Below are 19955 nucleotides of genomic sequence, written 5' to 3' on the forward strand. Positions count from 1 at the left end.
TACCCCGCTTGGGCCGAAGGCATCGCAGCGAAGCGCGTGACCGGGCTCACGCCAACTGAAAGTCATCGGCATCCAGATACGCCGGGAAGCGTTCGCGATAGTCACGCAGCGCGGCTGAATCCAGAGTAATGCGGAATACTCCATCCGCTTCACCAGGCGCCAACAACGACGCTCCCTGGAAGTCCAGGACCTGGCTGTCGCCGCTGTATGGGTGGCCGTTGCCATCGCTGCCAATGCGGTTCACCGCCGCCACGTAGCAGAGGTTCTCGATGGCCCGTGCCGGTAGCAGACGGTTCCAGTGATGGCGGCGCGCGGCTGGCCAATTGGCGGTGTAGAGCAGCAGGTCGGTATTGGCCGGGTCGCGACTCCACACCGGGAAGCGCAGGTCGTAGCAGACCAACGGCCGCACCTGCCAGCCCTTCAGCTCCAGCACGACCTGCTGCTCACCGGCCTGGTAGTGCTTGTGCTCGCCCGCCATGCGAAACAGGTGGCGTTTGTCGTAGTGCGCCAACGAACCATCCGGGCGCGCCCACAGCAGGCGATTGCGGTAGCGGCCATCGGCAGCCTGGATGATCAGACTGCCGGTGACCACGGCACCGATGCGGTGTGCCTGCTCACGCAGCCAGTGCGTGGTCGGTCCATCCTCGGGCTCGGCCAATTCGGCCGATTGCATGGAAAAGCCGGTGCTGAACATCTCCGGCAAGACCACCAGATCGGCGCCGCGTGCCTGTTCCAGCAACTCAGTGAAATGCGCACGGTTGGCGGTCGGGTCATGCCAGGCTAGTTGGGTCTGGATCAGCGCCAGTTCGAGGTCGGGTTTATCGTTCATCTCATCTCCCTCACCGTAGGGTGGATGTCGCCTTTCACGTCCACCCTCTCGTGGTGGACAACGCCTGGTGGTATCCAGCCGACACGGCGCTATCGCGCACAGAGGAAATCCGTCTCCCGGTCACTGGGGCGTCGCGTTAGGGGGGTGCCCTATACGGCGCTGAGTTTCTCGGCCGCCTGGCGCAAGGTTTCTTCACGCTTGGCGAAGCACAAGCGCACCAGACGCAGGTCCTTCGGCGCCTGCTGGTAGAACACCGAGACGGGAATGGTCGCCACACCATGCTCGCGGGTCAGCCATTCGGCCATGGCCACATCGTCCAGGTCCGGTCGAATGGCCGAGTAATCGGCCAACTGAAAGTAGGTGCCAGCCGTACGGGTAAAGGTAAAGCGCGAGTCGGCGAGCAGGTCGCAGAACAGATCGCGCTTGGCCTGGTAGAACGCCGGCAGCTCGTCGACATGTTGCGGCTGCTCGCCCATGAAATCAGCCAGCGCCCACTGCAGCGGCGTCACCCCACAGAAGCTGACGAACTGGTGCACCTTGCGCAGCTCTGCGGTCAAGGCCGGCGGTGCCACCACGTAGCCGGTCTTCCAGCCGGTGACGTGATAGGTCTTGCCGAAGGAACTGACGACGAACGCCCGCTGATACAGCTCGTCGTGCGCCAGCACGCTGGCATGCTGAACGCCGTCGAACACCAGGTGCTCGTACACCTCATCGCTCAGCAGGTAGATATCACGATCGCGGATCAGAGCGGCCAGACGATCCAGATCCGCCGCCGAGATCAGCGCGCCACTGGGATTGTGCGGGCTGTTGATGATGATCAGCCGGGTGCGCGGGCTCAGTGCATCGATCAGGCGTTGCCAGTCGATGGCGAAGTCCGGCAGCGCCAGCGGCACATGCACGCAGCGCCCGCCGGCCAACTGCACCGCCGGGTCATAACTGTCGTAGCTGGGATCGAAGACCACCACTTCATCACCGGCGTGGATCAACGTCTGGATGGCACAGAAGATCGCCTGGGTCGCACCCGGCGTCACCGTGATCTCGCTGTCGACATTTACCTGACGACCATAGCTGCGGGCGATTTTCGCCGCGATCTGCTCACGCAACGCGGGCAGCCCGGTCATCGCCGCATACTGGTTATGCCCGGCAGCAATATGCCGGCCCACTGCATCGCGCAGGGCCTGCGGGCCGTCGAAATCGGGAAAGCCCTGAGACAGGTTGAGCGCACCGGTTTGAGCGGCGAGTTGGGACATGCGGGTAAAGATGGTAGTGCCGACTTCGGGCAACTTGCTGGTGAACATCGGGGCCTATTCCTGCTGACGGGCACGAGCCCGCGAGAATAGCCGATGGCCAGCAACAGGTGCAGCCGTCGCGCATATGAAAAAGGCGCACAAGCTTATACCTGTACGCCTTCTCGCCCAGCACTGCAGGGTCCACCGGCCCTGCCTCGCGACTTACTTCTTCTTGTCGCGGCGCTTCTTCTCGGCTTTCTTGTGGTGGCTCATCAGGCGCCGTTTCTTGTTCACCTGGCGGTCGGTGAGGGTGTTCTTCTTGCCCTCGTAGGGGTTCTCGCCGCCCTTGTACTCGATGCGAATCGGCGTACCGACCAGCTTCAACACGCGGCGGAAGGTGTTCTCCAGATAGCGCGTGTAGGACTTCGGCACCGCCTCGACCTGGTTACCGTGAATCACGATCAGCGGCGGGTTGGCACCACCGAGGTGGGCATAGCGCAGCTTGATACGACGGCCGCTGACCATTGGCGGCTGGTGCTCTTGCACGGCGTCTTCGAGGATCTGCGTCAGACGGCTGGTCGGCCAGCGGGTAATGGCGGACTTGAACGAGGCCTGTACCGACTTGTACAGGTTACCCACACCCGTGCCGTGCAGGGCGGAGATGAAGTGGATGTCGGCGAAATCGACGAAGAACAGCCGGCGCTCCAGTTCGGTCTTCACGTAGTCGCGCTCGCCCGGCTCCATGCCGTCCCACTTGTTCAACGCGATGACCAGCGCACGCCCCGCCTCGAGGGCGAAGCCGAGCAGGTTGAGGTCATGGTCGACCACACCTTCGCGGGCATCCATGACGAAGATCACCACGTTGGCGTCCTTGATCGCCTGCAGTGTCTTGACCACCGAGAACTTTTCCACTTCCTCGTGGATCTTGCCGCGTTTGCGCACGCCGGCGGTGTCGATCAGCGTGTACTTCTCGTCGTTGCGCTCGAACGGGATGTAGATACTGTCGCGAGTGGTGCCAGGCTGGTCGTAGACCACCACGCGGTCCTCGCCGAGCATGCGGTTGACCAGGGTCGACTTGCCCACGTTGGGCCGACCGATGATGGCGATCTTGATGCCATCCTTCTCGCTCGGACCCGGAATACGGGTGGCTTCCTCGCCTTCGGCCACGTTCTCGTCGACGGGCTCTTCCTCATCACGCGGGAATTCACCCAACGCTGCTTCGAGCAGCTGGCTGATACCACGACCGTGGGCGCCGGCAATCGGCAGTGCCTCGCCCATGCCCATCGGGCTGAACTCGGCACGAGCCAGGTCCGGGTCGATATTGTCGACCTTGTTCACCACCAGGTAGCTGCGTTTGTTGCGCTTGCGCAGGTGCTCGCCAATCATCTGGTCGCCGGCGGTCAGGCCAGCACGCGCGTCGACCAGGAACAGCACGACGTCGGCTTCCTCGATGGCCAGCAGCGATTGCTCGGCCATCTTTTCGTCGATGCCTTCCTCGTCGCCGGAGATACCACCGGTGTCGACCAGGATGTAGCTGCGCCCTTCCCACTTGGCCTCGCCATACTGGCGATCACGCGTGAGCCCCGACAAGTCGCCGACGATAGCGTCGCGCGTTCGGGTCAAGCGGTTGAAAAGGGTCGACTTGCCCACGTTGGGGCGGCCCACCAGGGCGATTACCGGAACCATTGGTTACTCCAGCTAAGTACTTCGAACCTGCTCGTCGACGGCGGCTATCGTTCAGTCTCGGCAATGCATCGGCACAGCCAGGGTGAACGAACGCTCCTCTATCGACTCATGAGCGTCACGCCCAGAAGCAGGTTTTACAAAAACACAGCGGCCGCTGCCGTCGAACGGCAGCGGCCGGACATTGCACTACAGCTTAGCGGATGGTCAGTGCGACCAGCTTCCCACTGTTGCCATAGGCATAGATCCAGTCACCGACCACCAGCGGCCGGGCACGCAGGCCGTCGCCGTCGATCTTCTTGCGACCGACGAAGTGACCATCGACCTGGCTCAGCAGGTGCAGATAGCCTTCCAGGTCACCTACAGCGACGTAACTGGAGAATACTTCCGGGGCCGACAGCTGGCGGCGGGCCAGCGCGTCATTGGTCCACAGCGCCGAATTGGAGCGCTCATCGATGCTCTCGACGCTGCCACTGGACAGGCTGACATAGACGCTACCGAAACCTTGCGCCAGACCGGCATAGCTCGATGCATCGCGCTGCCACAGCAGGCGACCGCTGTCGATATCGATGCCCGCCACCTTGCCCTGATACGTCACCACGTACAGGGTGCCGCCGGACAGCAGCAGATTACCGTCGATGTCGACCACGCGCTCCAACTCGGAACGACCTTGCGGCAGGGCCACGCGCTGCTCCCAGACCGGGATGCCGCGCTGGGTGTCGAGAGCGACGACCTTGCCGGTGGACAGCGCCACGATGGCCAGGCTGTTGGTCAGCACCGGGCTGCTGGTCCCACGCAGGGTCAGTACCGCCGGGGTGCTCTCGTAGATCCAGCGCTGGCTGCCAGTGCTGGCATCCAGGGCGATCAGACGATCATCCTGAGTCTGCACCACCACCAGATCACTGTTGACCGCCGGAGCGGACAGCACTTCGCTGGTGACCTTGGCGCGCCAGCGCTCCTCACCGGAGCTGGTATCCAGGGCAATCACTTCGCCCTTGAGCGTACCGACCACAACCAAGCCATAGCCAGCACCTACCGCACCGGATACCGGCAGGTCGAGGCTGACTTTCCACAGCACGTTGCCGTTGGTGCGATCCATGGCAATCACACGGCCATCGGCCGAGGCTGCGAACAGGTGATCACCATCAACGGCAGGTGTCAGGGTGTTGTACAGATCGCCCTGGCCATCACCAATGGAGCGGCTCCACTCGACTTTCAGCTCGACCTCCTCCTGGAACTTGGTCAGCTCGGCCGGTGGCAATTCCTTCTTGCTAGTGCTGCTGCAACCCGTGGCGAGAACGGCCAGGGCCAGCAGTGCGGCATAATTCCAGCGCATCACGTCACGCATCCCCTTTGGCCAGGTCATCGAGTTTCATTTGCAGGCTACCGACCGCGGCATCATCCGCCAGCGTGGCTTTGGCTTTTTCATAGGCCGCGTGGGCCTCATCGGTACGACCGAGTTGTACCAGCAGATCACCCCGGAGCTCCTCACGAGTGGCCTGCCAGGCTTTATCGGCTTCGCCGTCGAGCAGTTTCAGGCCTTCTTCGGCCTTGTCCTGGGCAGCAAGTACGCGTGCCAGACGCTGACGGGCCAGTTCGCCGATGGAGGCATCGGCCGGCTTGTCGAGCAGTGCCTTGAGTTCGGCGGCGGCGTCATCCAGCTTGCCGTTTTCCACAGCGACCTTGGCCATGAACAGGCTGGCGTACTGGGCGTAATGCGTACCTGCGAACTCGCTTTTCAGCTTGCCACCCAGCTCCGCAACCTTGGCGGCATCAGGCGTGCCCTCCTGGGTCAGGCTGGTCTCCAGCAATTGCTGATAGAGCAAGGAAGCGCCTTGCGCCTGATTGTTCTGATGGTTCTTCCACGCCTGCCAGCCAAAAATCAGGGCCACGGCCAGCACGGCACCGACCAGCAGGGGTTTGCCATTGCGCTGCCACCAGTCTTTCAGCTGCGCAATTTGTTCGTCTTCGGTCATGCTCACCCCAATAACTCCTTGTTCTCGTGTTCTTAAGCCTGCGCGAGGCAGGCAGTGAGATGCTGCGCCAGCCCATCCCACTCGATTCGTTGTTGTTCGCCATCGGCGCGCAAAGGTTTGCAACCTACCACGCGACCGGCCAGTTCGTCGTCACCCAGAATCAACGCAAAGCGTGCACCGCTCTTGTCGGCCTTCTTGAACTGACTCTTGAAACTCCCCGCCCCCGCGTTGACCACCAGGCGCAAGCCCGGTAGCGCATCACGCAGTTGCTCGGCCAGCGCCAGCCCTGCCAACTCGGCCGCCTCGCCAAAGGCGCACAGGTAAACGTCCGCCGGGCTATGCAATTCGGCCGGTACGGCTTCGAGGGTTTCCAGCAGCAGGACCAGACGCTCGATACCCATGGCGAAACCGACACCCGGTGTCGGCTTGCCGCCGAACTGACTGATCAGTCCGTCGTAGCGGCCGCCGGCACAGACAGTGCCCTGGGAACCGAGCTTGTCGGTCACCCACTCGAATACGGTCCGACCGTAGTAATCCAGGCCACGTACCAGCTTCGGGTTTATTTCGTAGCGAATGCCCAGCACGTCCAGGCGCGCCTTGAGCCCCTCGAAGTGCACGCGAGACTCCTCGTCGAGGTAGTCGTGCAGGGTCGGTGCATCCACCAGCAACGCCTGGGTCTGGGCATTCTTGCTGTCGAGAATACGCAGCGGGTTGGTGGTCAGGCGGCGTTGGCTGTCCTCGTCGAGCTGGTCGAAACGCTCATTGAGATAAGCCACCAGCGCATCACGATAGATCGCCCGCGCCTCGCTGGAACCCAGGCTGTTCAGTTGCAGGGTCACAGCATCCGCCAGCCCCAGGCGCTGCCACAGGCGCGCGGTGAGCACGATGAGCTCGGCATCGATATCCGGCCCAGGCAGGTTGAATACTTCCACTCCGATCTGGTGGAACTGCCGGTACCGGCCTTTCTGCGGCTTCTCGTAGCGGTACATCGGCCCCGCATACCAGAGTTTCTGTACTTGTCCGCCACCGGTCAGGCCATGCTCGAGTACCGCTCGCACGCAACCGGCGGTGCCTTCGGGACGCAGGGTCAAGGACTCACTGTTGCGGTCGAGGAAGGTATACATCTCCTTGTCGACCACATCGGTGCCTTCGCCGATACCACGGGCGAAGAGCTCGGTGAACTCCAGCACAGGCAGGCGGATTTCCTTGTAGCCGTAGCCATCCAGCAGCTCGGCAAAGGTATTTTCCAGGTAGCGCCAGGTGGGCGTCTGTTCCGGCAGGATGTCGTTCATGCCACGAATGGCTTGCAGGGTCTTGCTCACTGGTAATCCTTAACAGCCTGCTCTGCGCCCCGCTCATGCGGTTCAGCACCAGGGCAGGCTCAAATGCTCGTTTACAGTCCTACGACTGCGTGTCTCATCTCAACCAAACGGCTCAGCCGCGAACAATCACCGCCGCGTCGGCCTCGACTTTCTCTGCCGCCTTTTCGCGAATCAGCTTTTCCAACTGGTCGACCAGGTTCTCGTTGGTCAGCTTTTGCGCCGGCTTGCCATCGATATAGATCAGGTTGTTTGGTGCGCCACCCGTGAGGCCGATATGCGCTTCCTTGGCTTCACCAGGACCGTTGACCACACAACCAATGACCGCTACATCCAGCGGCACCAGCAGGTCTTCGACCCGGGTCTCCAGCTCGTTCATGGTTTTCACCACATCGAAGTTCTGCCGCGAGCAGCTCGGGCAGGCGATGAAGTTGATACCGCGCGAACGCAGGCGCAGGGACTTCAGGATGTCGTAGCCGACCTTGATCTCTTCCACCGGGTCAGCGGCCAGCGAGATGCGGATGGTGTCGCCAATGCCTTCGGCCAGCAACATGCCCAGGCCGACGGCGGACTTCACCGTGCCCGAACGCAGCCCACCGGCCTCGGTGATGCCCAGGTGCAACGGCTGCTCGATCTGCTTGGCCAGCAGGCGATAGGCTTCGACGGCCATGAACACATCCGAAGCCTTCACGCTGACCTTGAAGTCAGGGAAATTCAGGCGGTCCAGGTGTTCGACATGACGCAGCGCCGACTCGACCAACGCTTGCGGCGTAGGCTCGCCATACTTCTTCTGCAGGTCCTTCTCCAGCGAACCGGCATTAACGCCGATGCGGATTGGAATACCCTTGTCGCGGGCCGCTTCCACCACGGCGCGCACACGGTCCTCACGACCGATATTACCCGGGTTGATGCGCAGGCAATCGACGCCCAGTTCAGCCACGCGCAGGGCGATCTGATAGTCGAAGTGAATATCGGCAACCAGCGGTACGCGAACCTGCTGCTTGATCTTGCCGAAGGCTTCGGCGGCCTCCATATCCGGCACCGAGACCCGCACGATATCTGCGCCGGCATCTTCCAGGCGGCGAATCTGGCCAACCGTGGCGGCAACATCGCAGGTATCGGTGTTGGTCATGCTCTGCACCGCAATCGGTGCGTCACCGCCAACAGGTACCGAACCGACCCAGATCTTGCGCGACAGGCGACGGGTAATCGGAGATTCGCAGTGCATGTTATTGCCCCAACTTCAGGCGCGCTGTTTCGTTGTGGATAAAAGGCGTCACATCGACCGACTGGCCATCGACCAGCACTTGCGCGCCACGGGCGAAGCCCAGACGCAGCTCGAGAGGCGCCTTGCCAACCAGTTCCACGCTTTCGCCACGACGCTTGAGCGCCATGAGCAACACCTTGCCGTTGGCATCGGTCAGTTGCGTCCAGCAATCGGCGGTGAATTGCAGGTTGACCCGCGCCTCACCCGCCGCCGGCGTCACCGTCGGGGCTGCCACGACGGGAGCCTGGGAAGTTTGCGGAGTAACTGGCGCCGCAGGGGCAGTGGGTGCTGCTGGAGCTGCTGGAGCTGCTGGAGCTGACGCTGGCGGTGTAGAAGCGACCTCAGGTGCAACGGTAGTCGGCTCCGCGGGCGAGCTGCCCTCAGGTGTTTCGGACTGGCCAGCCAGTTCAGCGGAAACCGGCGGCGGCAGTTCTTCGGTCGATTGAGCCTCTGCTACGGCCTGGTCTTCCGGCTCGTCCAGTGGATGGATCTCGGTGGTGCCATCGGCACCTTCGACTTCGACATGCTCGAAACCGAGGTTGGCAGTGGTCACCGTCGTACGCTCACTGCCCCCCTGCCACCAGAAGAACGCACCGATGCCCAACCCGACCAGCAGGAACAGGCTGACGATCTTCAGAATACCCTGGGACAGCCGCACCGGCTCCTCGATACGCCCGAGGCTGTGCACGCTGCTGGCGCCCGAGTCGCTGCCGGTATAACGGTCGAACTCGGCGACCAGGCTGGCCTGATCCATCTCGAGCAATTTGGCATAAGCCCGCACGTAGCCCCGGGCGAAGGTATGGCCCGGCAGGCGCTCGAAGCTGCCCGCCTCCAACTGGCCGACGACCTGTGGCGTCAGGTTGAGCTTGGCCGCTACATCACCCAGTGACCAGCCACGGGCTTCACGCGCCAGACGCAGCGTTTCACCGGGGTTCACCTGGGTCGCCGCAACGACTTCAGAATGCGACGTTTTCATCACAGCTCCGACAGATATTGCTGATATTCGGGCGTACCCGGATAGAGTCTTTTCAACTGCAGGCCAAGGCTTGCTGCCATGTCACGCTCATCGAAGACCTTGGCCAGGCGAATGCCCAGCAACAAGCTCTGCGGCGTCTGCGGTGCCAGTTGGCTGTAGCCCTCGTAGTAATTGCGCGCGGGCACGTATTGTTTGGCCTGGTAAGACAACAGTGCCATTTGCAACTGAGCCACCGGGCGCCGACTGTTCAGGCGCAGGGAGCGCTGGAAATACTGCTCGGCCTCGTCGTTCATGTTCAACTGCAACGCCGTCAAACCGAGGTTTTCGAATACCCGCGAGCGTTCGCCATAGAGTGTATCGGTGGAGGCTTTGAGATAGGCCTCCCGGGCTTCCTTGTAGCGTTTCTGCTCATAGAGGAAGCCGCCATAGTTGTTCAGCAGCCGTGCATCATTGCCCTTCAGCGACAGAGCCTTGCGGTAGTGCTGCTCAGCCAGCTGCGGCTCCATCTCCTGCTGAAACACCACTGCCAGGGCCGCGTGCGCTTCAGCACTGGAAGGGTCGATCTCCAGGGCCGACTTGAGTGGCGCCTTGGCTTTTTCAGTCGAGCCCTGGGTCAGAAACCCGATCCCCAGCTCGATGTAGGCATCACGCGCCTGGTTGCGGCCTTCTGTGCTTTTCATCGGATCGACGTGTCCACCCGTGGTCACGCAACCCGTCAGCACCCCGGCAATGACCAACAACAGCACAGCGCGCAAAGTCATGAAAACCCTCCCTTTCAGTTTCGGTTGGCAGCATCGCGAGGCACATCCGCCTCACTACCCAATTGACGTACGGCTATATAGCGTTCGCTGCGACGGGTGCGGTCCTGCACCTGCCCAACCAGTTGCCCGCACGCGGCGTCGATGTCATCGCCACGCGTGGTGCGTACGGTGACATTGTGCCCGGCCTTGTGCAGCAAGTCCTGAAAGCGACGAATCGAATTGTTGCTAGGCCGTTCATAACCGGAGAAAGGGAAAGGATTAAACGGAATCAGATTGATCTTGCAAGGGAAATCGGCCAGAAGTGCGATCATCTGCGCGGCATGCTCGGGCTGATCGTTGATGTCCTTGAGCAGGGTGTACTCGATCGTCAGGAAGCGCTTCTCGCCAAGTCGGGATATATAGCGGCGGCACGCTGGCAGCAGCACATCCAAGGGGTACTTCTTGTTGATCGGCACCAGTTGGCTGCGCAGCTCATCGTTGGGCGCGTGCAGCGACAGTGCCAGCGACACGTCGATGACTTCACCAAGCTTGTCGATCATCGGCACCACGCCGGAGGTCGACAGGGTCACCTTGCGCTTGGAAATGCCATAGCCCAGATCGTCCATCATGATGCGCATGGCGGCGACCACGTTGTCGAAGTTCAGCAGTGGCTCGCCCATGCCCATCATCACCACGTTGGTGACGGCGCGGTCGATCTTGGCCGGTACGGTGCCGAAGGATTTGTTGGCGATCCACACCTGGCCGATGATCTCGGCGGCAGTCAGGTCGCTGTTGAAGCCCTGTTTGCCCGTGGAGCAGAAACTGCAGTCCAGGGCACAACCGGCCTGGGACGACACGCAGAGGGTGCCACGCCCACCCTGCGGGATGTAGACGGTCTCGACGCAACTGCCAGACGCCACGCGCACCACCCATTTCCGGGTGCCATCGCTGGAGATATCCTGGCTGACGATTTCGGGACCGCGAATTTCGGCACAGGCCTTGAGCTTCTCGCGCAAGGCCTTGCCCAGATTGCTCATGGCGTCGAAATCATCGACGCCAAAATGGTGAATCCACTTCATCACCTGCCCGGCACGGAAGCGCTTCTCGCCTATCGCGTCGAAGAACTGCTCGATTTCCGGCTGGGTCAGACCCAGCAGGTTGGTTTTGCCAGTTGATGTCGCCATGGATTCACCCTCACCCGAAAGCCGTGGCTTAGCGAGTGGTCACCTCGGTAGCTGCGAAGAAGTAAGCGATTTCGCGAGCAGCAGCGGCTTCGGAGTCCGAACCGTGAACAGCGTTGGCGTCGATGGACTCGGCGAAGTCCGCACGGATGGTGCCTGGTGCAGCTTCTTTAGGGTTGGTGGCGCCCATCAGCTCACGGTTGCGAACGATGGCGTTTTCGCCTTCCAGAACCTGAACAACGACTGGACCGGAAGTCATGAACGCTACCAGGTCAGCGAAGAAACCGCGTTCTTTGTGCTCGGCGTAGAAGCCTTCGGCTTCAGCCTTGGACAGCTGCTTGATTTTCGAAGCGACGATTTTCAGACCGGCGTCTTCGAAACGGGTGGTGATCTTGCCGATCACGTTTTTGGCAACGGCATCAGGCTTGATGATGGAAAAAGTACGTTGAACAGCCATTTGAAACTCCAGAAACAAGGATTAAAGCGAACAATTAAACCCGCGGATTATACGCGGGTTCCGGAAAAATGCGTAGGCGCGCGCCAGCTGGCGCGGAGGGGCTCAGTCCAGCTCGTCGATCCAGGCCGCCTGAATGGCTTCGAGGACTTTCTCCCCGCCACGTTGCGGATCATCGCTGAAGTCGGGTAGCGCCAGGACCCAGCGCTGCAAATCGACGAAATTGACGTAGCGCGGATCGACATCCGGCTTGCTTTCGGCCAGCTCGATGGCGATATCCAGCACATCAACCCATTTCAGACTCATGACGTGATTCCCGATCAGTGCGGCGCTTCGGCGGCATGGTTGAGCGAATACTTCGGAATCTCGACGGTGAGGTCTTCCTCGCCGACGATCGCCTGGCAAGCCAGGCGCGACTGAGCCTCCAGCCCCCAGGCCTTGTCCAGGTAATCCTCTTCAAGGTCATCGGCCTCTTTCAGCGAATCGAAGCCCTCGCGCACGATGCAATGGCAGGTGGTGCAGGCGCACACACCACCACAGGCATTTTCCATCTCGATATGGTGCTGGTGAGCCAGCTCCAGGATGGACACACCCGGCTCGGCCTCCACCACCAGCCCATCCGGACAGAAGCGTTCGTGGGGCAGAAAAATGACCTGCGGCATCAGTTATTCCTCGATCTCATTCAGATTACGCCCCGCCAACGCGGCTTTTACCGTCGAATCCAGGCGGCGCGCGGCAAAGGCGTCGGTGATATGACTCAGGCGCTTGATCTGCTGCTCGATGGCAGCGACATCGCTACCCGCTGCCTGCTCACGCAGTGCCTCCACCTGGGCTGCGATGGCAAGACGTTCCTCAGCCGAGAGCAGCCGATCGCCGTCGACTTCCAGGGCCCCCTGCACAGCTTCGATCAGGCGCTCGGCCTCGACTTGCTGTTCGCGCAAGGCGCGCGCCTGCTTGTCCCCCCCGGCATTCTGGAAGGAATCCTGCAGCATCCGCGCGATCTCGCCATCGGTCAGACCGTAGGACGGCTTGACCTGGATGCTCGACTCGACACCGGAACCCAGCTCCCGCGCCGTCACACCAAGAAGGCCGTCGGCATCGACCTGGAACGTCACGCGAATCTTCGCCGAGCCTGCCACCAGTGGCGGTATGCCACGCAGCTCGAAACGCGCCAGTGAGCGGCAATCGCTGATCAGCTCGCGCTCACCCTGCAGCACATGGATCATCATGGCCGTCTGGCCATCTTTGTAGGTAGTGAACTCCTGCGCACGCGCCACCGGGATGGTGGTGTTGCGCGGGATGACCTTCTCCATCAGGCCGCCCATGGTTTCCAACCCCAGGGACAGCGGAATCACATCAAGCAGCAACAACTCTTCGCCATCGCCGCGCTTGTTGCCGGCCAGCGTATCGGCCTGGATCGCAGCCCCGATGGCCACCACCTGATCCGGATCGATATCAGTCAACGGCGTACGCCCGAACAACGCCCCGACGGCATCACGCACACGCGGCACCCGGGTGGAGCCGCCGACCATGACCACGGCCTCGACTTCATCCAGCTCGATAGCGGCGTCGCGCACCGCACGCCGACAGGCCTTCAGGCTGCGCGCCACCATCGGCTCGATGAGCGCATCGAACTGCTCGCGACTCAGCGAGCCGGTCCAGCCCGCATGCTTCAACTCGACCGAGTCGGCGGCAGTCAGCGCCTCCTTGGCGGCACAGGCTACCTGCAGCAAGCTGCGCTGGGTGCCCGGATCGAGATCCAGTGACAAGCCGGCCTGCTGCAGAATCCAGTTGGCGATGGCGTGGTCGAAGTCATCCCCACCCAGCGCGCTGTCACCCCCGGTGGCCAGCACCTCGAAGACACCACGACTCAGGCGCAGGATAGATACGTCGAACGTCCCGCCCCCCAGGTCATAGATGGCCACCACACCTTCGGCATGCTGATCGAGACCATAGGCCACCGCCGCCGCCGTCGGCTCATTGAGCAGACGCAATACATTCAGGCCAGCCAGTCGTGCCGCATCCTTGGTAGCCTGGCGCTGGGCATCGTCGAAATAGGCAGGCACGGTGATTACCGCCCCCACCAGATCGCCCCCCAGAGTCGCCTCTGCGCGCAAACGCAGCGCCTTGAGAATTTCCGCCGAGACCTCGACCGGGCTCTTCGCCCCCTGCACTGTCTCGATGAACGGCATGTGCGATTCACCACCGACGAAGCGATACGGCAACTGCTCGCCGAGCTGCTTGACGTCTTCCAGGCCACGCCCCATCAGGCGCTTCACCGAAAGCACGGTATTCAGTGGATCGCCGGAGGCAGCAGCCTTGGCAGCCTGGCCCACCTCGACATGATCGACGTGATAGCGCACAGCCGACGGCAGAATCACCTGCCCGGCTGCATCCGCCAGAGGTTCGGAAAGGCCGCTGCGCACAGCAGCGACCAGCGAGTTGGTAGTGCCCAGGTCGATGCCCACGGCCAGACGACGCTGGTGGGGCTTGGGACTTTGGCCGGGCTCGGCAATCTGCAATAAGGCCATGATGCTCAAGAGGTCAGGCGCGCAGCAGAAGCTGCACTACGGTTAATCGTCGAGGCGCTCTTCCAGTTGGCGCACTTCGTGAGACAGCTTGTCGAGGAACTGCATGCGCCGCACCAGCCGCTCGGCTTCTTCACGACGCTCCTCATCATCCCAGCAGGTAGCAAAACCCTCATCGAGCTCGCCCTGGGCCTGCTTCAGGCGCTGCTTGAACGTCGCGACCCCGGGCAGATCAGCACTGTCCTGCAAATCCTCCAGCTCTTCGCGCCAGCGCATCTGCTGCATCAGGAACTCGGGGTCCTGCACGGTCACTTCCAGCGGCAGCTCGCGCCCGCGCAGCGCCAGTAGATACAGGGCGCGACGCGGGGCGCTCTTGAGCGTCTGGTAGGCCTCATTGAGGTTTGCCGAATGCTCCAGCGCCAGACGCTGGTCACGCTCCGGCGCATCGGCAAAACGATCCGGGTGGACCGTCTTGGCCAATTCACGGTAGCGCGCGGAAAGCTGCTGCAGGTCCAGGCAAAAAGCCGGCTGCAGGTCGAACAGAGCGAAATGACAGGGACTACCCACGACAGGCCTCAGACGTTGAAGCTCTCGCCGCAGCCGCATTCGCCACGCACGTTGGGGTTGTTGAACTTGAACCCTTCGTTCAAGCCTTCGCGCACGAAGTCGAGCTCGGTACCGTCGATGTAAGCCAGGCTTTTCGGGTCGATGATCACTTTCACCCCGAAGCTCTCGAACACCTGATCCTCGGCGGCCAGTTCGTCAACGAACTCCAGCACATAAGCCAGGCCGGAACACCCGGTGGTGCGCACACCCAGACGAATGCCCGCACCCTTGCCACGCCCTTCGATGGAGCGCTGAACGTGACGTGCGGCGGACTCGGTCATGGTAATCGCCATAACAGCTCCTTAATGACGGGAGAGGTTCAGAGCAGACCTTTCTTCTGCTTGTAGTCGCGAACGGCTGCCTTGATGGCATCTTCGGCGAGTACCGAGCAGTGGATCTTGACTGGCGGCAATGCCAGCTCTTCAGCCAGCTGGGTGTTCTTGATGGTTTCGGCCTCGTCCAGGGTCTTACCCTTCATCCACTCGGTGGCAAGGGAGCTGGAGGCAATGGCCGAACCGCAGCCGTAGGTCTTGAACTTGGCGTCTTCAATCACGCCCTGCTCATTGACCTTGATCTGCAAACGCATCACGTCGCCGCACGCTGGAGCGCCAACCATGCCGGTACCGACATTCGGGTCTTCAGCATCCATCTTGCCGACGTTGCGTGGATTTTCGTAATGGTCGATGACCTTTTCACTGTAAGCCATGGTGCAATTCCTCTTTCATCAGGTGCCGCTCTAGATGGCGACTAATTCAATGCGCCTGCCATTCGACCTTCGACAGATCGACACCTTCTTTGAACATGTCCCACAGCGGAGACAGCTCACGCAACTTGTCTACGGCTTCGCGAATTTTCGATGCGGCGTAGTCGACCTCTTCCTCGGTGGAGAAACGGCCGAACGTAAAACGGATGGAGCTGTGTGCCAGTTCGTCGTTACGACCCAGGGCACGCAGCACATAAGACGGCTCGAGCGACGCCGACGTACAGGCCGAGCCAGACGATACGGCCAGGTCCTTGAGCGCCATGATCAGCGACTCGCCTTCGACATAGTTGAAGCTGAGGTTCAGGTTGTGCGGCACACGGGCCGTCAGGCTGCCGTTGACGTACAGCTCTTCCATACCTTCCACCTGCTTGTAGAAGCGATCACGCAGGGCACGAATACGCTCGTTCTCCTGGGTCATTTCTTCCTTGGCGATACGGAAGGCCTCGCCCATGCCAACGATCTGATGGGTCGCCAGGGTACCCGAGCGCATGCCGCGCTCGTGACCACCGCCATGAATCAGCGCCTCCAGGCGTACGCGCGGCTTGCGACGCACGTACAGCGCGCCGATGCCCTTCGGGCCATAGGTCTTGTGGGCAGAGAAGGACATCAGGTCGACCTTCATCTTTTCCAGATCGATCTCCACCTTGCCGGTGGACTGGGCGGCATCGACATGGAACAGGATGCCGCGCGAACGGGTCAGCTCACCGATCGCCGCGATATCGTTGATGGTGCCGATCTCGTTGTTCACATGCATGAGCGAAACCAGAATCGTGTCGTCACGCAGCGCCGCCTCGACCATGGCCAGGGTGATCAGGCCGTCTTCACCTGGCTCGAGGTAGGTCACTTCGAACCCTTCGCGCTCCAGTTGGCGGCAAGTATCCAGCACCGCCTTGTGTTCGATCTTGGAGGTGATCAGGTGCTTGCCCTTGGTGCCGTAGAAATGCGCGACGCCCTTGATGGCCAGGTTATCGGACTCGGTAGCACCGGAGGTCCAGACAATCTCGCGCGGGTCGGCATTGATCAGATCCGCCACTTGGCGACGACCGTTCTCCACAGCCTCTTCAGCCTTCCAGCCAAACACGTGCGAACGCGAAGCCGGGTTACCGAAGTTGCCATCAGCCAGCAGGCATTCACTCATCTTCTGCGCGACGCGCGGATCGACAGGGGTTGTAGCGGAGTAGTCGAGGTAAATCGGCAATCTCATCAGGTTTCTCCTAATTCAGGCAGGCGCCCTGCTCATTCAACGGCGGACGCTTCGATCTTATCCAGATGGGGCGTCCTGCCATTGCAACGACGCTGGTCCTGGCGCTGGGCAACTTCCTGTACCTCACGACGAGTCACCAGATCAGCCAGGCTGATGCCGCTGAGGAATTCGTGAATCTGCTGACTGAGGTCACACCACAAATGGTGGGTCAGGCAGGTGTCGCCGGAGTGGCAGTCGCCCAGCCCCTGGCAACGCGTGGCATCGACCGACTCGTTGACCGCGTCGATAACCTGCGCCACTTGTATGATGCGCATGTCTCTAGAAAGCTGATAACCGCCACCCGGACCGCGCACACTGGACACCAGATTGCCACGGCGCAATTTGGCGAACAGTTGCTCGAGATAGGACAGGGAAATGCCCTGGCGCTCGGAAATATCAGCCAGGGACACAGGCCCTTGCTGAGCGTGAAGCGCCAGATCAAGCATGGCAGTGACGGCGTAACGACCTTTGGTGGTCAAGCGCATGGTGATTACCACGGGTTTTCGCTGAATTGTCGCCAGTATCCTCTTTTCCGACTATTTAGGTCAACTATAAGACCGATTAAAACAGTCGGATTTAGGCGCAGCGAGGGGCGCAAATCATAGCAAAACCCTCAGCACAAGGCATCAGGCAGCAGGCTTGTCGCCCTGATCCTTGCAGACCTCGGCGAAATCCTCGTCGCGCAAGGCCGGCAATTCTTTACCACAGTAGTCGCTACCCAGGTCCTTGAGCGCGTCACACATACCCTCCAGACGCCCATCAACCGCCTGCAGGTGATCGAGCAACTGGCCGATGGCGCGCGCCACCGGATCGGGCATGTCCTGGCCAACGCCATAGGCATCGAAGCCCAGCTTCTCCGCCATGGCCTGGCGCTTGGCCTCCTGCTCGTCATCCGGTTTGAGGATGATTCGCCCCGGAATGCCCACCGCCGTAGCCCCCGGCGGAACGGCCTTGGTGACCACCGCATTCGAGCCGATCTTGGCCCCGGCACCCACGGTAAACGGCCCGAGCACCTTGGCGCCCGCCCCCACCACAACACCATCCTCCAGCGTCGGGTGGCGCTTGCCCTTGTCCCAACTGGTGCCCCCCAGGGTCACACCCTGGTACAGGGTCACGTCATCACCGATCTCGGCGGTCTCGCCGATGACAATACCCATGCCATGATCGATGAAAAAACGCCGTCCAATCTTCGCGCCAGGATGAATCTCGATCCCGGTCAGCCAGCGCCCGAAATTCGACACCATGCGCGCCAGCCACTTCCAGCCATGCGCCCACAACAGATGCCCCAGGCGATGCAGCCAAATGGCATGCAGCCCCGGGTAGCAGGTCAACACCTCGAACGCATTGCGCGCAGCGGGATCACGGTGGAACACGCTTCGAATATCTTCGCGCACTCGCTCAAACATCTTCTTTTCTCCGCTTGTGGGGCTCGCCACGCACAACCTTCTGGGTCTCGGTCAGCACACCGCGCAGGATATTCATTTCCAGCTTGCTGATGCCACTACGCCCGTACAGACGACGCAAGCGCGACATCAGATGACGCGGATTCTGCGGATCGAGAAAGCCGATCTGCACCAGCGTACTCTCCAGGTGCCCATAGAACAGCTCCAGCTCATCGGCCGTCACCTGCTGCTCATCGAGCGACACGGGCTCGACCTTGCTCATCTTGGTCGGCTGCCCCTGCGCCTGCAGCCAGGCCATGCGCACCTCATAGCTCAGCACCTGCACCGCCGCCGCCAGATTCAGCGAGCTGAAGGCGGGATCAGAGGGGATGTGCACATGAAAATGACAGCGCTGCAGCTCTTCATTAGTCAGACCGGCATACTCGCGACCGAACACCAGAGCAACCTCACTCTCCTGCTGAATATGCTGCAGGCAGGTCGTCGCACATTCGCGCGGGTCAAGCAGCGGCCACGGGATATGCCGCTCACGCGCACTGGTACCCAACGCCACGCTGCAACCGACCAAGGCCTCCTCCAGCGTGCCGACAACCTGCACCGAGTCAAGAATATCGGTCGCACCGGAGGCGCGTGCCGTGGCCTCGCTACTGGGAAAGTCCTGAGGATCGACCAGCACCAGGCGCGACAACCCCATATTTTTCATCGCCCTGGCGGCACCACCGATGTTACCGGGATGACTGGTATTGACCAGGACCACACGAATATTCTGCAGCAACACGGGCTCCCGGCGGGATGCAAAGGGGCGTAGATAGTACAGAAGCGCCCGACCTTACGTCACGCACGGCAAAGGCGACGCTTTATGCCCATGGCTTTTCTGATAGAATTGCCGGCTTTCTTTAACGACCCTGGTGAATTCCCCCATGCAGCCCATGCTGAATATCGCGCTGCGCGCAGCTCGTAGCGCTGGCGAACTGATTTTCCGCTCCGTCGAGCGCCTGGACGCCATCTCGGTCAGCGAGAAAGATGCCCGCGACTACGTCACCGAAATCGACCGCGCCGCCGAGCAGACCATCATTCAAGCCCTGCAGAAGGCCTATCCAACCCACAGCTTCCTCGGCGAGGAAGGCGGACTGATCCAAGGCAGCGGAGAAGGCGCGGACTACCAGTGGATCATCGACCCACTGGACGGCACCACCAACTTCATTCGCGGCGTCCCCCACTTCGCCGTCAGCATCGCCTGCAAATACCGTGGCCGCCTCGAGCACGCCGTCATCCTCGACCCCACCCGCCAGGAAGAATTCACCGCCAGCCGCGGCCGTGGCGCCGCACTCAACGGGCGCCGCCTGCGCGTCAGCTCGCGCAAGAGCCTGGATGGCGCCCTGCTGGGCACCGGTTTCCCGTTCCGCGACAGCCAGCTGGACAACCTGGATAACTACCTGGGCATGTTCCGCAGCCTGGTTGGCCAGACTGCCGGCATCCGCCGCGCAGGCGCCGCCAGCCTGGACCTGGCCTACGTCGCGGCAGGCCGCTTTGACGCGTTCTGGGAGTTCGGCCTGTCGGAGTGGGACATGGCCGCAGGCGCCCTGCTGATTCAGGAAGCCGGCGGCCTGGTGAGCGACTTCAGCGGCGGCCACGACTTCCTTGAAAAAGGCCAGATCGTAGCCGGCAACACCAAGTGCTTCAAAGCCGTACTGACAGCCATCCAGCCGCACCTGGCACCGTCGATGAAACGCTGACCGCCACGGCATTCGAGCCATAAAA

The 19955-nt window shown here is 61.6% G+C and carries 22 protein-coding genes; 1 reads left to right on the forward strand and 21 read right to left on the reverse strand.

Translation table 11 applies throughout. The features are described from left to right. Nucleotides 1–46 precede the first annotated feature (46 nt). The 21 genes from ACWPW0_RS17705 to trmJ form a co-directional block, all read right to left on the reverse strand. The gene (locus ACWPW0_RS17705) at nucleotides 47–829 is read right to left on the reverse strand and encodes an amidohydrolase (protein WP_454256045.1); all 783 of its coding nucleotides are present in this window, start codon (nucleotides 827–829) and stop codon (nucleotides 47–49) included. A gap of 149 nt (nucleotides 830–978) precedes the next feature. Continuing rightward, nucleotides 979–2127: a pyridoxal phosphate-dependent aminotransferase gene (locus ACWPW0_RS17710; protein WP_454256046.1), complete on the reverse strand. Its 1149-nt coding sequence runs from the start codon at nucleotides 2125–2127 to the stop codon at nucleotides 979–981. A gap of 153 nt (nucleotides 2128–2280) precedes the next feature. Then, nucleotides 2281–3744 carry a ribosome biogenesis GTPase Der gene (gene der / locus ACWPW0_RS17715; protein ID WP_447593471.1) on the reverse strand — a complete coding sequence of 488 codons (1464 nt, stop codon included), beginning with the start codon at nucleotides 3742–3744 and terminating at the stop codon, nucleotides 2281–2283. 193 nt (nucleotides 3745–3937) lie between these two features. Continuing rightward, complete coding sequence (bamB, locus tag ACWPW0_RS17720) at nucleotides 3938–5089, reverse strand: outer membrane protein assembly factor BamB (protein WP_454256764.1); 1152 nt, start codon at nucleotides 5087–5089, stop codon at nucleotides 3938–3940. Then, complete coding sequence (locus ACWPW0_RS17725) at nucleotides 5082–5717, reverse strand: YfgM family protein (protein ID WP_447595705.1); 636 nt, start codon at nucleotides 5715–5717, stop codon at nucleotides 5082–5084. The genes bamB and ACWPW0_RS17725 overlap by 8 nt, the downstream gene beginning before the upstream one ends. A 32-nt stretch (nucleotides 5718–5749) precedes the next feature. After that, on the reverse strand, nucleotides 5750–7039 hold the full coding sequence (hisS, locus tag ACWPW0_RS17730; RefSeq protein WP_447593473.1) for a histidine--tRNA ligase: 1290 nt from the start codon (nucleotides 7037–7039) through the stop codon (nucleotides 5750–5752). A gap of 112 nt (nucleotides 7040–7151) precedes the next feature. Continuing rightward, entirely contained in the window at nucleotides 7152–8264 is a 1113-nt protein-coding gene (gene ispG, locus ACWPW0_RS17735; protein ID WP_454256047.1) for a flavodoxin-dependent (E)-4-hydroxy-3-methylbut-2-enyl-diphosphate synthase, read from the reverse strand. 1 nt (nucleotide 8265) lies between these two features. Further along, nucleotides 8266–9279, reverse strand: coding sequence for a RodZ domain-containing protein (locus tag ACWPW0_RS17740; RefSeq protein ID WP_454256048.1), 1014 nt, complete (start codon nucleotides 9277–9279; stop codon nucleotides 8266–8268). Beyond that, the gene (gene pilW, locus ACWPW0_RS17745; RefSeq protein WP_447593479.1) at nucleotides 9279–10040 is read right to left on the reverse strand and encodes a type IV pilus biogenesis/stability protein PilW; all 762 of its coding nucleotides are present in this window, start codon (nucleotides 10038–10040) and stop codon (nucleotides 9279–9281) included. Before pilW ends, ACWPW0_RS17740 begins: the two co-directional genes overlap by 1 nt. Before the next feature lie 14 nt (nucleotides 10041–10054). Then, nucleotides 10055–11203, reverse strand: a complete 1149-nt coding sequence (gene rlmN, locus ACWPW0_RS17750; protein ID WP_454256049.1) for a 23S rRNA (adenine(2503)-C(2))-methyltransferase RlmN — start codon at nucleotides 11201–11203, stop codon at nucleotides 10055–10057. A gap of 28 nt (nucleotides 11204–11231) precedes the next feature. Beyond that, on the reverse strand, nucleotides 11232–11657 hold the full coding sequence (gene ndk / locus ACWPW0_RS17755; RefSeq protein WP_285861657.1) for a nucleoside-diphosphate kinase: 426 nt from the start codon (nucleotides 11655–11657) through the stop codon (nucleotides 11232–11234). Nucleotides 11658–11759: 102 nt separating this feature from the next. Next, a complete protein-coding gene (gene iscX, locus ACWPW0_RS17760) occupies nucleotides 11760–11960 on the reverse strand; it encodes a Fe-S cluster assembly protein IscX (protein ID WP_447593483.1) in 201 nt (66 codons plus the stop codon). A gap of 14 nt (nucleotides 11961–11974) precedes the next feature. Beyond that, nucleotides 11975–12316 (reverse strand): ISC system 2Fe-2S type ferredoxin, encoded by a 342-nt coding sequence (gene fdx / locus ACWPW0_RS17765; RefSeq protein WP_447593484.1) that lies wholly within the window; start codon nucleotides 12314–12316, stop codon nucleotides 11975–11977. 3 nt (nucleotides 12317–12319) lie between these two features. Beyond that, nucleotides 12320–14185: a Fe-S protein assembly chaperone HscA gene (gene hscA, locus ACWPW0_RS17770; RefSeq protein ID WP_447593486.1), complete on the reverse strand. Its 1866-nt coding sequence runs from the start codon at nucleotides 14183–14185 to the stop codon at nucleotides 12320–12322. A gap of 42 nt (nucleotides 14186–14227) precedes the next feature. Next, a complete protein-coding gene (gene hscB, locus ACWPW0_RS17775) occupies nucleotides 14228–14749 on the reverse strand; it encodes a co-chaperone HscB (protein WP_454256050.1) in 522 nt (173 codons plus the stop codon). Nucleotides 14750–14757: 8 nt separating this feature from the next. Further along, complete coding sequence (gene iscA / locus ACWPW0_RS17780) at nucleotides 14758–15081, reverse strand: iron-sulfur cluster assembly protein IscA (RefSeq protein ID WP_447593489.1); 324 nt, start codon at nucleotides 15079–15081, stop codon at nucleotides 14758–14760. Between the two features lie 26 nt (nucleotides 15082–15107). Then, nucleotides 15108–15494 carry a Fe-S cluster assembly scaffold IscU gene (gene iscU, locus ACWPW0_RS17785; RefSeq protein WP_220815504.1) on the reverse strand — a complete coding sequence of 129 codons (387 nt, stop codon included), beginning with the start codon at nucleotides 15492–15494 and terminating at the stop codon, nucleotides 15108–15110. A gap of 46 nt (nucleotides 15495–15540) precedes the next feature. Continuing rightward, nucleotides 15541–16755 carry an IscS subfamily cysteine desulfurase gene (locus ACWPW0_RS17790; protein ID WP_454256051.1) on the reverse strand — a complete coding sequence of 405 codons (1215 nt, stop codon included), beginning with the start codon at nucleotides 16753–16755 and terminating at the stop codon, nucleotides 15541–15543. Nucleotides 16756–16787: 32 nt separating this feature from the next. Next, a complete protein-coding gene (gene iscR, locus ACWPW0_RS17795; protein ID WP_447593491.1) occupies nucleotides 16788–17279 on the reverse strand; it encodes a Fe-S cluster assembly transcriptional regulator IscR in 492 nt (163 codons plus the stop codon). 141 nt (nucleotides 17280–17420) lie between these two features. Next, the gene (cysE, locus tag ACWPW0_RS17800; RefSeq protein ID WP_454256052.1) at nucleotides 17421–18200 is read right to left on the reverse strand and encodes a serine O-acetyltransferase; all 780 of its coding nucleotides are present in this window, start codon (nucleotides 18198–18200) and stop codon (nucleotides 17421–17423) included. Continuing rightward, on the reverse strand, nucleotides 18193–18969 hold the full coding sequence (gene trmJ / locus ACWPW0_RS17805; protein WP_454256053.1) for a tRNA (cytosine(32)/uridine(32)-2'-O)-methyltransferase TrmJ: 777 nt from the start codon (nucleotides 18967–18969) through the stop codon (nucleotides 18193–18195). The genes cysE and trmJ overlap by 8 nt, the downstream gene beginning before the upstream one ends. Before the next feature lie 145 nt (nucleotides 18970–19114). Here trmJ and suhB point away from each other — a divergent pair, with 145 nt between their 5' ends. Next, on the forward strand, nucleotides 19115–19930 hold the full coding sequence (gene suhB / locus ACWPW0_RS17810; RefSeq protein WP_447593495.1) for a type III secretion system regulator SuhB: 816 nt from the start codon (nucleotides 19115–19117) through the stop codon (nucleotides 19928–19930). Nucleotides 19931–19955: the final 25 nt, after the last annotated feature.

The organism is Pseudomonas sp. Marseille-Q8238, assembly GCF_965111915.1.

Coding starts and splice junctions, on each gene's coding strand:
- ACWPW0_RS17705 (WP_454256045.1), bottom strand. CDS start 829: ATGAACGATAAACCCGACCTCGAACTGGCGCTGATCCAGACCCAACTA.
- ACWPW0_RS17710 (WP_454256046.1), bottom strand. CDS start 2,127: ATGTTCACCAGCAAGTTGCCCGAAGTCGGCACTACCATCTTTACCCGC.
- der (WP_447593471.1), bottom strand. CDS start 3,744: ATGGTTCCGGTAATCGCCCTGGTGGGCCGCCCCAACGTGGGCAAGTCG.
- bamB (WP_454256764.1), bottom strand. CDS start 5,089: ATGCGTGACGTGATGCGCTGGAATTATGCCGCACTGCTGGCCCTGGCC.
- ACWPW0_RS17725 (WP_447595705.1), bottom strand. CDS start 5,717: ATGACCGAAGACGAACAAATTGCGCAGCTGAAAGACTGGTGGCAGCGC.
- ispG (WP_454256047.1), bottom strand. CDS start 8,264: ATGCACTGCGAATCTCCGATTACCCGTCGCCTGTCGCGCAAGATCTGG.
- ACWPW0_RS17740 (WP_454256048.1), bottom strand. CDS start 9,279: ATGAAAACGTCGCATTCTGAAGTCGTTGCGGCGACCCAGGTGAACCCC.
- pilW (WP_447593479.1), bottom strand. CDS start 10,040: ATGACTTTGCGCGCTGTGCTGTTGTTGGTCATTGCCGGGGTGCTGACG.
- rlmN (WP_454256049.1), bottom strand. CDS start 11,203: ATGGCGACATCAACTGGCAAAACCAACCTGCTGGGTCTGACCCAGCCG.
- ndk (WP_285861657.1), bottom strand. CDS start 11,657: ATGGCTGTTCAACGTACTTTTTCCATCATCAAGCCTGATGCCGTTGCC.
- iscX (WP_447593483.1), bottom strand. CDS start 11,960: ATGAGTCTGAAATGGGTTGATGTGCTGGATATCGCCATCGAGCTGGCC.
- fdx (WP_447593484.1), bottom strand. CDS start 12,316: ATGCCGCAGGTCATTTTTCTGCCCCACGAACGCTTCTGTCCGGATGGG.
- hscA (WP_447593486.1), bottom strand. CDS start 14,185: ATGGCCTTATTGCAGATTGCCGAGCCCGGCCAAAGTCCCAAGCCCCAC.
- iscA (WP_447593489.1), bottom strand. CDS start 15,081: ATGGCGATTACCATGACCGAGTCCGCCGCACGTCACGTTCAGCGCTCC.
- iscU (WP_220815504.1), bottom strand. CDS start 15,494: ATGGCTTACAGTGAAAAGGTCATCGACCATTACGAAAATCCACGCAAC.
- ACWPW0_RS17790 (WP_454256051.1), bottom strand. CDS start 16,755: ATGAGATTGCCGATTTACCTCGACTACTCCGCTACAACCCCTGTCGAT.
- iscR (WP_447593491.1), bottom strand. CDS start 17,279: ATGCGCTTGACCACCAAAGGTCGTTACGCCGTCACTGCCATGCTTGAT.
- cysE (WP_454256052.1), bottom strand. CDS start 18,200: ATGTTTGAGCGAGTGCGCGAAGATATTCGAAGCGTGTTCCACCGTGAT.
- suhB (WP_447593495.1), top strand. CDS start 19,115: ATGCAGCCCATGCTGAATATCGCGCTGCGCGCAGCTCGTAGCGCTGGC.